Consider the following 14212-nt stretch of genomic DNA (forward strand, 5'->3'; position numbering starts at 1 on the left):
CTCAAGTGCCCCATGAGTACTCGGGAATCCTATGGATCACGGGGACCGCCGATGCCCGTTCGTACGTTCCGATAACCGTTCCGAATCGGAATCGTTATCGCTCACACCTTCGGGTTCGTTCGACTATCGACATATCTCCACAACTCCCCTGTCAGAGCGCCCCGGTCGGCGCCGGGACCTCCCCGGCCGGCGCGGACGACTCGTCCTGTTCGGACAACCACGGTTGCGTATGCACGGGTTTGCGGGCCGCCGCCGGCTCGGCAGACGTCCCGCCGGACATAGCGGCAGACGTCGCGGCCGACGCGTCCGCCGGACGCTCCGTCAGCGCCGGATTCGCCCGCGCCACCCGCTTGAACGCCGAGGTCCCCCAGGTCAGATCGTGACCGATCGACACCGCGTCGATGTCCACGAACGTCCGCCGCTGCCCGTCCTTCGCCTCCTCCCTCACGCGCAGCCTGCCGTGCACGACCAGCGGGTCTCCGACGTTGACCGACGCGGTGAGATTCGCCCCGAGATTCCGCCACGCGCAGACGGTGTAGAAGCTCGTACCGCCGTCGGTCCAGACCGAATTGCGGCGGTCCCAGCGGCGCGGAGTCACCGCGAACCTGAACCGCGCCACCCCGCCGTTCGTCGTTTCCCGGTACTCCACCCCCGTCGCGGCATTTCCCACCAGCGTCACCACGGTGTCGTTCATGACAGCCCCCTGCTTCTCCGGCGCCGGCGCTCACCGACCACTTCATGCTGGCCCGGAAGCGAAATCTCCGCCGACGCCTGTGGATTACTCGCCAGTTGTGGAAAACTCCGTCACCTTTTCGTGGCCACCCGCGCCCAACCGCCGGAAACCCCCGGCGCGCCAAAAGCAGCTGAGCACCCGGCACACCCGCCACGTACGAGCACACAGGGCGCTCCTACCTCGTCAGCCCCGACACCGTCGAGAACTGCTCCCGCACCTCCCGGTACCGCATCAGCTCCGCCGCGATCGGATCGAGCACCTTGGCCCGCCCACAGCCCGCCGCCGCCTCGCGCAGTTGCCGCTCCGCCTCCTGCCCGTACCGTCTCGCCGGTCCGCGCGCCGCCGCCGCGCACGCCCACTCGACCAGCGGCCCGCCGATGATCCCGCCCAGCATCACCAGCACGGGCGGGATGATGCCGGGATCGAGCACCCCGATGATCTGGCCGACCAGCCACAGCGCGCCGTAGATCTGGAGCAGCGTCATGGCCGCCTGCGCGAGCACCGCCGCCGGCCACCAGGCGGGGCGCGAAGGCCGGCCGCTCGGCGGCCCCGCCGTCACCGCCAGCTCGTCCAGGGCCTCCGGCAGCCCGACGGCACCCCGCACCGCCGCCTCGCGCACCGCCTGCGCCCACGGCCGGGGCAGCCCGGCCGCCGCGTCGTCCGCGACCGTACGGACGGCCTGTTCGACCCGTTGTCTGGCGGTGAGTTCCTCCTCCACGATCACCGCGGCGCGCGGCACGCCACCGCCGGGCGTCCGGGTGCGTTCGTACCAGCGCCACAGCCGCAGCCAGGGCGTCCCGCACGCGCGTCCCGCGTTCCTGAGCCACTCGCGTTCGGCCGCCTCGCCGGTGGCCACCGCGCCCACCGCGCCCGCGAGCCGTTCGGCGAACTCCTCACGGGAGCGTTCGCCGAGGCCCGTGCGCCCGTCGGCGACGTACACCGAGCGCAGCCGCGCGGCCGCCGCGTCCACATCGGCCGACAGCCGCCTCGCGGCGGCGTTGCGCTCCTGGACGAAACGGCCGACCTCCCCGCGCAGTTCGCCCACTCCCCGGCCGGTGAGCGCGGAGATCGGCAGCACGGTGGCCCCCGGCTCGCCGTGTTCGCCGAGCGCCATACCGTCCTCGTCGAGCAGTCTGCGCAGATCGTCCAGGACCTGGTCGGCGGCGTCTCCGGGCAGCCGGTCGATCTGGTTCAGCACGACGAAGGTGATCTCCGCGTGGCCGGCGAGCGGTCGCAGATAGCGCTCGTGGAGCGCGGCGTCGGCGTACTTCTCGGGGTCGACCACCCAGATGACGGCGTCGACCAGGGCCAGTACTCGGTCGACCTGGTCCCGGTGCGCCACGACGGCGGAGTCGTGGTCGGGCAGGTCGATGAGGACGAGACCCTCCAGTTCCTTGTCCCCGTCGCCGCCCGCGAGCGGCTTGCGACGCAGCCTCCCGGGGATGGCGAGCCGGTCGAGCAGCCCGGCGGCGCCTTCGGACCAGACACAGGCGATGGGCGCGGACGTGGTGGGCCTGCGCAGCCCCGTCTCGGAGATCGGTACTCCGGCGAGCGCGTTGAACAGCGTCGACTTGCCACTGCCGGTGGCACCGGCGATGGCGACGACCGTGTGCCGGGACGAGAGCCGCTGCCGCGTGGACGCCTCGTCGAGCACGCGTCCGGCCTCGGCGAGCACGGTCCCCTCGATACGGGTCCGTGAGAGGCCCACGAGTTCGCGCAGGGCGTCGAGCCGTGCCCGCAACGGCCCTTCGTAGGCACTTCCGATGGGCTGGTGCGCGTCGGACCGGGCCGCCGTACCGCCGTCGCCGTCGATCCCCTCCACACCGACGGTGACGGCCACGCCGCCCGCGCCGTTGTGCCCGGCCGCGTGACGGGCGATCAGTCCGTCGTTCCAGCGCCGACCGGGCCCGTCCGCGCCGCCGTTCCCACCGCCGTTCGCACCTGTCACTTCTGCCGCACCAGCACCACCAGCACCACTGGCAACACCAGAACCGCCCCCGGCCTTTCCGGCCCCCGTCTCGCCGGGCCCGTCCGTCAACGTGCTCACGTCCGTCGCGTCCGCCATCTCGGTCACATCTCCTTCTGGAGTACGGAAAGCGCGGCGATGAGTTCCGCCTGCGGCTCCGGCGCCACTTCGAGCGCGTCGAGGGGAGCCAGTCGCCGGTCCCGCTCTCCGTGCAGTACGTCGTCGATGTATGTCGCCACCAGGTCACCGCCCTTGTCGCGCAGCCGCAGCGCGCCCTGCGCCCCGACCCGCTCGGCCAGCCGCTCGCCCGCGACCCGTGTGCGGTGCCCGCCGAGAAGCGAGGCGGCCAGGAGCGCGGCGACCGTCTCCGCGTCGGGCGCGGAGGAGCGTTCGAGGAGCCGTACCTCGTCCTCGGCCAGCTCCTCGATGACCCGCCGCCAGCGCCGTACGGCCATCCCGATCCGCTCGGACACCTCACCGTCCGGCCCCGGTGCGAGGACCGCCGCCGAGGCCGGCTCGCGCCGCCACGCCTCGATGACCTGCTCGTCGGCGGCGGCGACGGCGCACTGGAGCAGCGAGGCCAGGCTCTCGACCAGCGAATCGAGCAGTTCCCGGGCGGAGCTGTCCCTCGGATAGCCGCGCCAGCGGGTCCGCGCGTCCCCGGCGAGCACGGCCCCTGCCTTGAGCCGCCCGCGTACCCGCTCCCGCTCGGAGGCGTACGCCTCCTCGACGGCGCCCGTAAGGCGTACGGCGGCGGCGTACTGCGCAGCCACGGCGCCCGCGAGCTCCGGCATCCGGACGTTGAGCGACCCGATGACACCGGCGGCCGTACGCACGACGGCCTGCTGGCGCGCCGCCGGATCCCGCACCCGGTGCGCCAGCCAAGCGAGCAGGGGCGCGACGGCGGTGGTGGGGAGCAGCCCGCTGCCGCCGCCCGCCGACTCGGGCAGTTCGGGGATGGTGAAGCGCGGTACGTCGCCCAGGCCGGCCTTGGTGAGCAGCGCCGCGTACTGACGTGACACCTCGTCAATCATCTGATGGGGCACCCGGTCGAGGACTGTCACGAGCGAGGCGTCGTACTCCTTCGCCGTACGGAGCAGATGCCAGGGCACCGCGTCGGCGTACCGGGACGCGGTGGTGACCATCACCCACACGTCGGCCGCGCAGATCAACTCGGCGGCGAGGACCCGGTTCCGTACGACGAGCGAGTCGATGTCGGGCGCGTCCAGCAGCGCGAGGCCGCGGGGCAGCCCCACGGCGGTGTCGATGCGCAGCGCGTGCTCGTCGTCCTTGCGCCAGGCCCCGGCGCCGCCGTCCTCCTCCTGCTGGGTCAGCCAGACGCGGGTCAGCTGCGGCAGGACCCGTACGCCGTCGAACCAGTGGCAGTCGTCGGGGTGGCACACCAGTACCGGCGTACGTGTCGTGGGCCGCAGCACGCCCGCCTCGCTGACCCGCCGCCCCACAAGGGAGTTGACGAGCGTCGACTTCCCGGCCCCGGTGGATCCGCCCACCACGGCGAGCAGCGGCGCTTCGGGGTCCCGGAGCCGTGGCACCAGATAGTCGTCGAGCTGCGCGAGCAGTTCCTCCCTGGTCTGCCGGGCACGCGGAGTCCCGGCGAGAGGGAGTGGAAGACGCACGGCGGCGACACGGTCGCGCAGCGCGGAAAGTGCGTCGATCAGCTGAGGCCGTACGTCCAAGGTCACCACATGCGAAGAATGCCCAACTTTGGCGGCTTTTTGAAGCGTATAGGCATCTCCTGCGCGCCGGTCAGGTGCGGGGGACAGACGGGACGAGTGGGGCACAGGCATAACGAGTGCACAACACCCGCAGCTTGAGGCGCGAAAAGCACTGCACGAATCGCACCTGCCTGCGATTATCGGTTCGCTTCACCGAACCTCCACATCGTGCCACGCAGGTGAAGCAACCGGGTCAGGGTGAGCGGAGCCCTATCCTTGTCCCGGCACAGGTCACGGACCGCACGGACTGCCCACCGGCACTCCGGGCCCCGGGACCACGTTCCGGCCCCCGTAGCTCAGTGGATAGAGCAGGCGCCTTCTAAGCGCTTGGCCGCAGGTTCGAGTCCTGCCGGGGGCGCAACAGGCATCACGCCGAACCCGCCGCGGTGAAGCGGGAGTTCGGGTTCGAGTACGCGCATGCCACCCACGCCTCCCGTGCCGCACCCCCCAGGGGGAAGACGGACACCCCGCCCCGCCCTCGCCGGACGGCAGGCCGTCCCGCCAGGCGCCGCCGGCCCTACGTGGCCCCCGACCGCCCGCGCGGAATCGCCCCGCCAGGTGCCGGCAGCTCCTTCCCCAGGCGGGCGAGCGGGGAGAACGCCATGAACAGCGGGGAGAGCACCATGCCGACCGCTGTGAGCAGCAGACTGGTTCGCGGATCCCACCGGTCGGCCAGAAAACCGCCGAGCAGTGAGCCGAGCGGGGTCAGTCCCATGCCGACGAAATTGATCGTCGCGACCACTCGGCCCTGTATCGGCAACGGCGTGATCGACTGGCGGACGGCCATCACCGTGACGTCGACCAGCTGACTGAACACGCCGAACAGGAAGTTGACCGCCATGAGGGAGGCGACCGTGAGAGCGGTCGAGCCGCGCATGGCGGGTACGCACAGCATCACGCCGTCGGCGAGTACCGCCGAGGCCACCAGCACCACGCCGTGGCCGAACCGCCTCGGCAGCCGCGCCGCCAGTACGGAACCCACGAGCGCTCCCGGGCCCATGGCCGCGAGCACCAGCCCCACGGCCGTACCCGACAGCTCCAGCGTGCGCGGTAGGAAGATCAGATAGACGGTCATCAGGGCCGCGAAGAAGAAATGGAAGAGGGCCGAGGCGAGACCCACGGCCCGCAACGACGGATCCTCGGCGACCAGGCGGAGACCTTCCACAATCTGCCGTCCCATCCGGGCGGGGCGCTCGACGGTGCGGGGGACCGGCTCGCGGTGCCGGATTCGCCGGATCGACAGGCAGGACACGCCGAAGAAGAACGCGCCCGCGACGACGGCGATCGGCGCCGTGAGGAGCGACACGAGCGCACCACCGAGTGCGGGTCCCCCGACCTGCGCCGCGGATCTGCTGCCCTCCAGCGCGCTGTTGCCCTGCACCAACTGGTCGCGTTTCACCAGCCGTACGAGGGCGGCCTGGTAGGCCACGTCGAAGAACACGGTGAGTACGCCCACGAGGAAAGCGAGAACGAGCAGCACCGGAATCCCGAGTACCCCGAACAGGAAGGCGATCGGGATCGCGGCCAGTGCCGCCGCCCGGCCGAAGTCCGCCAGCACCATCACGTTGCGGGATCGCCAACGGTCCACCCACACGCCCACGAAGAGGGAGAACAGGAGGATCGGTATCTGCTGGACCGCGCGGAGTGCGCCGAGTTGAGTCGAGTCCGCGTTGAGCGCCACCACGGCGAGGAGCGGCAGTGTCACCTGGCCGGCCTGCGCCCCGAACTGGGACGCGGTCTGGCCCGCCCAGAGTCGTCGGAAGTCGCGGTCCCGCCACAGGCTCGGCGGAGTGGGTGATGGGGAAGACGCGGAAGACTCGGGACACGAAGAAGAATTGGGTGATGAAGAAGATTCGGGTGACGGCACAGCTGGCACGGACGGCACAAGGACCCCTTGAATTGCCGAAAACGAAATCCGCCGAAATGGGGCGGGAAAAGGCTCGCTGTGCCGCAGCTCAAAGGGCAGCACGCGATGACAGGTCGGTCGTGACCTACGACGTCAACGCGCGCTCGGGTAACCGGGCATCTCAACTCCCCTTGCAAAACAGGCCGGTTGAAGGCTGATCACTGGTCGGTTCATCCTCAGCCCCAGGTGAGCGGGTCGAGATGGAGATAGAACTTCTCCCGGTCACGGTCGAGCACGATGCCGTACCGCTCGGCGAACGCCTCGTCCGCGGAGTTCGCCTGTCCCTCATCTGCCCATCTGTCCCGGGAGTTGGCGAGCAGGAGAGCGATGTCGGCGTACGGATCGGCCGTTCCGAGCCGGCCGAGATCGATGAAACCCGCCACGTTCATCGTCTCCGGTTCGAGGATGATGTTGGGCAGGCACAGGTCCCCGTGGCAGACGACGGCCTCGGCGGCCTCCTGGGCGAGGCGCTGTTCGAGCTGCGGGAGGAGGCGTGCGAGCAACTCGTCGGCGGGCGTTCCCTGCTGCTCCTCAGGGAGGAACTCGGGATTGACCGCGCCTCGCGCGACGACATCACGTGCGGTCGCGAACATCCCCGAGAGGTCGCGGGTGAACGGGCACTGGCCCACCGGCAGTTCGTGCAGGCGCCGTACGGCATCGGCGATCGACTCCCAGGCCGCCCGGAGCCGCGCGGCGGGCACACGATCGGCGGGGACTCCCGCGACGGTGCTCGTCACCAGGCAGGACGCGTCGGGGGTGACACGCCAGTCGAGTACGCGTGGACCTGGCACGCCCCGCTCACTGAGCCAGCCGACGCGATCGCGTTCTTCCTTCAGCGAGGTCGCGGAGTCGGCGGGGACGCATTTCGCGTACCGCGAGCCGTCTGCGGAACGAAAGACCCCGGCCCCGGACTCGCCGTCCATGACGGGCTCCCACGTGCCGCCGTCGAGCAGTGCCCGGAACATCGAATCGATCACGACAGCACCCTAGCCAGAGCGGCCCGCATCGCACCTGGCATTAAACGCGTGATCGCCGTGCCCCAGACCCACCACGAAAACGGAGGCAGGCCACGGGCAACGGCCTCCCGGTCATCCAGTACCCGTGGTCGGGTACGGCCTACGAAGGCTGAGAGGCGGAGTCGACCTTGGGGGGCTGCTACCGGTTCAAGTCCCTCAACAGGCTCAGGCGGTCCGCAGCGCGTCCGTCGCCATCCCGCGTACGCGCTCGTCGCCGACCGCGATCATGTACGAGCCCAGTCGCCGGACCTCCGCGGCCGAGGAGCTGTGCAGAACCGTGACGGCGTGCATCAGCGCCCGCCGTGAAGGTTCGACCTCAAGGACCGCCAGGGCGAGCCTCGCGGCGAGGACTCCGTCGACGGAAGCGACCGCGCCCGCCAGATCGACGAGCTGGGTGGCGAGGTCGAAATGGGGCCGTACGCCGACGATCCCGGTCAGGGAGCCGACTCCCCTGTACACCGTCTCGCTGATGTCGGCGAGCAGTGCACGGACCGTCGACTCGTCCATGAGATCGCCGAGTTGGTCCTCGAAATACTCGGTGTCGGCGATTCGCACCAGCGCGCGGAAGGCGGATTCCCGCTGCGCGAGCGTCCCCTTCTCCTCCGCCATGTCCCTGCTGTCGCCCAGCGCCACGGCGAGTTGGGCGAAGGTGCTGTCCACCGAGAATTTCCGGTCGACGAGGATGCCGTACCAGGGAGCGCGCTTGCCGGATTCGGCGGCGTCGGCCACCGCCCGGTATCCGGCGGGCTCTCCCCAGGTCGTCAGGGCCGCGCACGCCAGGAAGCGTTCCCTGTCAGCTGCCGCCGGGTCGGTCAGGACCGCGACGAGGCCGGGAACCCGCGCCCGGTGCCGCTCCGGATGGTCGAGTCCCGCGTAGATGACCTCGTCCGCGTCGGACGTGGGCCGATCGCCGAAATCAGTGCCGAGCAGCTGGTCGAACCCGCGCATCCCCGACTTCCCTTCCTGAAAGGGCCACCGGACTGTTCGCTCATGCCTGCGAATCTCCCGGATCACCGCGCACGCTAGTTCGGACCCCGGGCCCAGAGACAGGGCTCGTGGGCCCACTCATGGACCTAACGGAGTGTGGGCCGCGACCCTCGCGCCGGCCTCGAACACGCCTTGCGGAGCGGGGCGAGCACTCTTTGGACCCGTATAACGGATCACGATTGGTCCTGGTGACCGGGCCGGTCGAGGGGGTCGGATGGGACGGGCGACCCTTCCCGGCCTGCGCCTGACCGACGCCACGCCCGACCCACGCCACGCCCGACCTCTGGAGGACCCGCGCCGTGAGCAGTGCCGTTGACGACTTCGACCGGTGGATCAGGAACGACTTCGTCGCTCTCAATACGCGGCTGGAGGAGGCGTACTTCGCTGCCGGGACGCAGATCCTGCACGACCGGCCGGAACTTGAGACGGCCAAAGGGAGGATCGCCGGTGAGGGCGCCGAACTGATCGCCCGGATAACGCGAAGTGACTCGACGCCGTCCCCGCTTCCCACGGATGACGACGAACGGTATGAACTCCTGGGCTCGGTGGGGCTCTATCTGGGGGCGTGCCGCCGTCATGAGATCGACGGGCCGCAGGCCGCCGCCTGGCCGCTCGCGCAGTTGCTGGCGTCGTCGCTCGGGGTGGCGCCGCGGTTCGTCTTCGCCCATCAGGCCCTGTACAACCGGGCGGTCGGGGACACCTTCCGTACGTTCACCGCGCTCGCCGACGAACGCGCCTTCATCCTCTACAACGGTCTGTCGGTGCTCGCGTACCAGCGCACGGCCGCCGCGCTGCGGCGCGTCCCGACGCTCGGGGTCTCCAGCCCGCTGACGGCGTATCTGCTGCGGGAGGCGCGGTCGGGGCTGGACGACGTACTGGATTTGGGCAGGACGCTGAGCAAGACGCTCGACGTCGACCGGTTCTTCCTCAACATACGGCCGTACTTCAAACCGCATCACGTCGGCGGCGTGGAGTACCGGGGTGTGAACGCGGGCGACTTCGCCGCCATCAACTCGATCGACGTCCTGCTCGGTCTCTGTTCGCCGTACGACCCGTTCTACCAGGGGCTGTTGACGGAGAAGTACCCATACATGCCGCCGGAGGACCAGGCGCTGCTACGGACCACCGTCACGGCCGAGCCGCTGCTCGACGCCTTCCTCCGTGAGACGTCGGGCGGTCCGCTCACGCCTCAACTGCGGGACAACGCGGAGCTGTTCCTCACCGTCTGTCGTCTGCACGGCGCCGCGACCGCCTTCCACCACCATCGGCTCGTCGTCCCCTTCCTCCAGGCGCCCGCCGCCCGCGCCCCGCAGGACCAGGAACCTGAAGCCTCCGACCTCACGACGAGCGGGCCGCCGCTCCTCGTGGTCATGGACACCCTGGCGCGACTGGTCGACCTCAGGACCGCCCGCCGACGACCGGGGACGGACGGCGGCGCGCGCCGGTCACTGGACCGACTGCGACACGCACTGGACGCCGACCCCAACTCCAAGTAGCGGCCGGTCGCACAGTCCCAGGGCCCGATGCTGCCTAGACGCCGAGGGGCCACGCGGCGAAGCCCGCGCTCTTCGCGAGCGACACCAGTTCGTCGACGCGTCCCGCGCGCAGGCCCGCCACCGGATAGCAGTCCGACTCGATGTCGAGCACCACGAGGGCCGCGCCGACCTCGCGGTAGTGCCGACCGCAGACCTCCAGGAAGTCATGGGTCGTCAGCGGCGTCTCGCCGTCCTCGAACAGTGCCCAGGGATCGACGGACGGACGCGAGTCCAGTCCCCTCAGGCCGAACCGGATCTCGTCCGCGCCCTCCTTCCAGTCGAACTCCGCGAGCAATTTCCGCTCGTGGAGCGCGTCCACGAGGGCTATCCACGCCAGCCCCGGAAACGGCTCGTCTATGCCGCGGTTGTCCAGCCGGTTCGCGTACGTACGCACGTAGCCCTCGGGGTCCTCGTGGGCGTGCCGCACCTGCTCGGCGACGGACGGCTGGTCGGGCGCCAGCAATGACGCGACGGCCGTCAGGGACGTGAGGACTCCGCCATCGGCGGGGCCGGGACCGGACATGGGTGTGCTCCTTCTGCGGCGAAGGTCGACAAGCGGAAAGGTGCGTGTCGTTCGGCACCTGAAAACACCTTGCCACAGGGGTACGACAACGGGCCGCGACCGCCGCTACGGTCCGGTGGGCCCGGCGGGCCGCCCCGGCTCCCTCGACTCCCCCGAGTCCCCCGGCCCCGTCGACCCGGGGGCGCCGGTCGGCTCCGGCGCGCCCGTCACCCGCGTCCCCGGGTGGAACAGCGAGCAGATGAAGGCCAGCACGAGAGCGATGGCCATCCCGTAGAACACCCACTGGTTGGCCTCCGCGAAGTCCATCCGGATCGCCTCCATCGAATCGCGCATGATCCGCGCGACTTCACCTCCACCGGAGGGCTGTCGCGTGTCCGCCTGCCCGGACACGGCCTCCGCGACGCTCTTGGCGGCGTCCCGCGCCTCGCCCGCCGACAGGCCCTTCGCACGAAGGGTCGCGGCGACCCGGTCACCGGTGACGTGCGTCAGTACGGTGCCGAACACCGCGAGTCCCACGCTCGCCGCGAAGTAGCGGATGGTCTGGGTGATTCCGGTGACCTCTCCGTAGGAGGCGCCGATCGCACGGTTGACCGCGTCCGTCGAGGCCGGGGAGAGCAGCAGACCGATACCGGCTCCCGCCAACGCCACGTACGGCCACTGGTCGTGCATCGAGAGGTCCGTCAACTTGGCAGCCCACAGGGCGAATCCGACCGCCCCGATCGCGGTGCCGAGCCTGAGCGCCGGTCTGGCGCCCCGCTTGTCCAGGACGCGTCCGCCCCACTGCGACGCGATGGCGAAGCCCACGAAGAAGTACAGCAGGAACAGCGCGGCCTGGTTCGGCGACGAGCTCAACGACACCTGCGCGTAGACCGAGGCGAAGAAGAACACCGGGACGAACGCGAGCATGGCGAAGAACAGTACGGCGCAGTCCACGGCGAACGCCCGGTCCCGGAAGACCTGGAGCTTGACGAGCGGATCCCGGACGCGGAGTTCGAAGAGGCAGAAGACGACCAGGACGAGCAACCCGCCGACGATGCACCCCCAGGTGGCCGCACTGCCCCAGCCCCACGTCGACGCCTGCTGGAAGCCGAGCACGCACAGTCCCATGCCTGCGGCCACCAGCACGGCGCCGGGCACGTCCAGCCGGTCGCGGCGCGAGACGTTCGGGACATGGGCCATGGCCGTCAGTACAAGGGCGATCACGGCGACAGGGACGTTGATCCAGAAGATCGCCCGCCAGGTCCAGTCGGTGAGCCAGCCGCCGAGGAGCGGGCCCACGGCGGTGAGGGCGCCGGAGAGCCCGAAGAACAGCGCCAGGGCCCTGCCCCGCCGCTCGACCGGGAAGACGTTGATGACGACGGCGAGCGCGGCGGGGAACATCAGCGCGGCGCCGAGGCCCTGGAAGGCCCGGAAGGTGATGAGCCAGCTCTGCGCGAAGTCCCCGCGTGGCACGCACCCGCACAGGACGGAGGAGATCACGAAGACGAGAGTGCCGATGACCATGATCCGGCGGTGGCCCACGATGTCGGCCAGCCGCCCGCCGAAGGCGAAGAACGCCGCCAGCGTCAGCAGATACGCGTTGATCACCCACTGCATCCCGGAGGCCGAGAGCCCGAGTTCGTCGATGATGTCCGGTGCGGCGATGGCCACGATCGTCTGGTCGATGAACGTCATCGATACGGCGAACAGCATGGCCGCGAGGGCCACTGTCTGATTCGGCGCGCCCTTCGTACCGAGGGGCGCGCCGGGGCTTGAGGAATCGCCTCTTTCAGTCATGGATCGGAATTTTCCCCCGTTTTGCCATATCAGGGGCATTCGGCACGCATGACAAAGGAAGATGATCACCGGGGGCGCGCGGCACGAAATCGTATGTGTAATCGGCGGCGCATGGGGCATTCGCACTCAAGGTCCCGCCGCGTTTCCCCCGTCGCGGCGGGGCCGTTCACTTATGCCGACCGGGCCAGGCGATCTCGTAGAACTTCAGCCGGCCGTCGTCCGCGATCAGTCGCATACCCGCCGCGGCCATGACGTGCTGGGATCCGGTGTTGTCGTGATCGGTGTCGCCTCTTACCGAGGTGACACCGCTGGAGCGTGCGAAGAGCAGCAGGCCGCGCAGCGCCTCTGAGGCGTAACCCAGACCCCGTACGTCGGGGACGAGGCCGTAGCCGATGGTCACGGCGCCGCTGTCGTCCGGCGGTCCGTGGAAGTCCACCCCGCCGACCGCCTGGCCGGTCTCCTTGACGCGGATCTCGTACGTACCGAACGGCCGGGGGTCGCCGACGGCCGCGCACGTGGTCAAGAAGCGCGTGGCGCCCGAGACATCGCCCTCGCCGGGGTAGGCGGGCGCCCAGTGGGTGCCGCTTATCCGGTCGCCCGCGACCAGGCGTACGGCCTCCGGAGGGCTCAGCGGGTGGAGCAGAAGGCGCTCCGTCACGAGATCGCTCATGCCTCGTGGAGTCCTGTCACGTCGCGCGAGCGCCCCGACGCCCCCGACTCGGCCGGCTCCTCGGGCTCCTCTGTAAGAGGGTCCGACGCGGACGGATCCGGCGCGGACGGGTTCTGCGTACGCGGCAGTATGTTGGCGACGTAGTCCTCGATGGTCGCGTCCAGCCCCACATCGTTCCCGGCGCTCTCGGACAGGTACCAGCGGTGTTCCAGCACCTCGTGGTAGATCTGCGCCGCGTCCGTCCTGCGGCGCAGCTCCAGCGGCACGGCCCTTACGGTCGGCCGGAACACGTCGCGCACCCAGCGGTGCGCCAGGACCTCGGGACGGGCTCCCAGGGGGTCGCCCGGCGCGTAGTCGTCCTGGCCGGCCATCCAGCTCTCCAGGTCGTTCAGCAGCCGGCGCGCCTGGTTCTCCTCTGCGTCCAGGCCCGTCAGGCGCAGCAGTTGGCGCTGGTGGTGGCCCGCGTCGACCACCTTGGGGAGGAAGGTGACGGTGTCGCCCATCGGCGAGCGCTCCATCTGCATCTCCGCGACGTCGAAACCCAGTTCGTTGAGCCTGCGGATCCGGCGGTCGATGTAGTGGCGCTTGTCGACCGGGTAGACGGACTCACGCGTCAGCTCGTGCCACAGGTCCTCGTAGCGCCGTACGATCGCCGCTCCGAACGGCACGGGGTCGACGGACGGATGGAGCGAGCCGGAGGCTTCCAGGTCCATCAGCTCCCCGGCGATGTTCACCCGTGCCAGCTCTATGTCGTAGTCGCGCTGGCCACGGCTGAGCGTCGGCTGGATCTGGCCCGTCTCGGCGTCCACCAGATACGCGGCGTAGGCGCCGGCGTCGCGCCTGAACAGCGCGTTGGACAACGAGCAGTCGCCCCACGCGAAGCCGGTCAGATGCAGCCTCACCAGGAGGACGGCGAGCGCGTCCATGAGTCGCTTCACGGTGCTCGGGCGCATGGTCGACTCGAACATCGAGCGGTACGGCAGGGAGCCCTTCAGGTGCCGTGTGATCAGCGCGGACTCCAGCGGCCTGCCGTCCGCGTCCACCCGGCCCGTCACCACGGCGACCGGGTCCACGGCAGGTATGCCCAGCCGGTGCAGATCCCGGAGCAGCCCGAACTCGCGCACCGCCGGACGCTCGGCTATCTCCTTGACTGCCAGCACCTCCGACCCGGCGTCGGCGAAACGCACCACATGGCGCGAGATGCCGCGCGGGAGAGCCACCAGACAGTCGTCGGGCCACTCCTCGAGCGGGATGCCCCAGGGCAGGTCGAGGAGCACGGCCGGCTGCTCCGGGTTGGTCGCGCTGATCTGGAGCGCCATGGCGTCCGCCTCCGACGTTCGTCTGTTCGTTCTGTGCTGCCGAAT

General features: G+C 70.2%; 11 protein-coding genes and 1 tRNA gene. 2 read left to right on the forward strand and 10 right to left on the reverse strand.

Annotated elements, in window-relative coordinates:
• Positions 1–151 precede the first annotated feature (151 nt).
• The 3 genes from ACFWHU_RS29235 to ACFWHU_RS29245 form a co-directional block, all read right to left on the reverse strand.
• Positions 152–694, reverse strand: a complete 543-nt coding sequence (locus ACFWHU_RS29235) for a single-stranded DNA-binding protein (protein WP_387228440.1) — start codon at positions 692–694, stop codon at positions 152–154.
• A gap of 214 nt (positions 695–908) precedes the next feature.
• Complete coding sequence (locus ACFWHU_RS29240; RefSeq protein WP_387228563.1) at positions 909–2780, reverse strand: GTPase; 1872 nt, start codon at positions 2778–2780, stop codon at positions 909–911.
• Between the two features lie 23 nt (positions 2781–2803).
• Positions 2804–4396 (reverse strand): dynamin family protein, encoded by a 1593-nt coding sequence (locus tag ACFWHU_RS29245; RefSeq protein ID WP_387228565.1) that lies wholly within the window; start codon positions 4394–4396, stop codon positions 2804–2806.
• A 324-nt stretch (positions 4397–4720) separates the two neighbouring features.
• Here ACFWHU_RS29245 and ACFWHU_RS29250 point away from each other — a divergent pair.
• Positions 4721–4793: transfer RNA gene (locus ACFWHU_RS29250), tRNA-Arg, on the forward strand.
• A 159-nt stretch (positions 4794–4952) separates the two neighbouring features.
• Here ACFWHU_RS29250 and ACFWHU_RS29255 read toward each other — a convergent pair.
• The 3 genes from ACFWHU_RS29255 to ACFWHU_RS29265 all read right to left on the reverse strand — a co-directional run bounded on the left by ACFWHU_RS29255 (position 4953) and on the right by ACFWHU_RS29265 (position 8305).
• Entirely contained in the window at positions 4953–6215 is a 1263-nt protein-coding gene (locus ACFWHU_RS29255; protein ID WP_387228568.1) for an MFS transporter, read from the reverse strand.
• A gap of 302 nt (positions 6216–6517) precedes the next feature.
• Positions 6518–7306: an APH(3'') family aminoglycoside O-phosphotransferase gene (locus tag ACFWHU_RS29260; RefSeq protein ID WP_387228571.1), complete on the reverse strand. Its 789-nt coding sequence runs from the start codon at positions 7304–7306 to the stop codon at positions 6518–6520.
• A 216-nt stretch (positions 7307–7522) separates the two neighbouring features.
• A complete protein-coding gene (locus tag ACFWHU_RS29265; protein ID WP_387228443.1) occupies positions 7523–8305 on the reverse strand; it encodes a hypothetical protein in 783 nt (260 codons plus the stop codon).
• Positions 8306–8643: 338 nt separating this feature from the next.
• On the opposite strand from ACFWHU_RS29265, the gene ACFWHU_RS29270 reads away from it, so the two are divergent.
• A complete protein-coding gene (locus tag ACFWHU_RS29270; RefSeq protein ID WP_387228445.1) occupies positions 8644–9840 on the forward strand; it encodes a monodechloroaminopyrrolnitrin synthase PrnB family protein in 1197 nt (398 codons plus the stop codon).
• Positions 9841–9874: 34 nt separating this feature from the next.
• Here the strand turns inward: ACFWHU_RS29270 and ACFWHU_RS29275 are convergent, their stop codons facing one another.
• The 4 genes from ACFWHU_RS29275 to ACFWHU_RS29290 all read right to left on the reverse strand — a co-directional run bounded on the left by ACFWHU_RS29275 (position 9875) and on the right by ACFWHU_RS29290 (position 14167).
• The gene (locus tag ACFWHU_RS29275) at positions 9875–10402 is read right to left on the reverse strand and encodes a DUF6630 family protein (protein WP_387228447.1); all 528 of its coding nucleotides are present in this window, start codon (positions 10400–10402) and stop codon (positions 9875–9877) included.
• Between the two features lie 105 nt (positions 10403–10507).
• Complete coding sequence (locus tag ACFWHU_RS29280) at positions 10508–12178, reverse strand: MFS transporter (RefSeq protein ID WP_387228449.1); 1671 nt, start codon at positions 12176–12178, stop codon at positions 10508–10510.
• 166 nt (positions 12179–12344) lie between these two features.
• Positions 12345–12848, reverse strand: coding sequence for a GNAT family N-acetyltransferase (locus ACFWHU_RS29285; RefSeq protein ID WP_387228451.1), 504 nt, complete (start codon positions 12846–12848; stop codon positions 12345–12347).
• Positions 12845–14167, reverse strand: coding sequence for a DUF4032 domain-containing protein (locus tag ACFWHU_RS29290; RefSeq protein WP_387228453.1), 1323 nt, complete (start codon positions 14165–14167; stop codon positions 12845–12847). The genes ACFWHU_RS29285 and ACFWHU_RS29290 overlap by 4 nt, the downstream gene beginning before the upstream one ends.
• Positions 14168–14212 lie beyond the last annotated feature (45 nt).

The organism is Streptomyces sp. NPDC060366 (genome assembly GCF_042725135.1).
GTDB lineage: Bacteria > Actinomycetota > Actinomycetes > Streptomycetales > Streptomycetaceae > Streptomyces.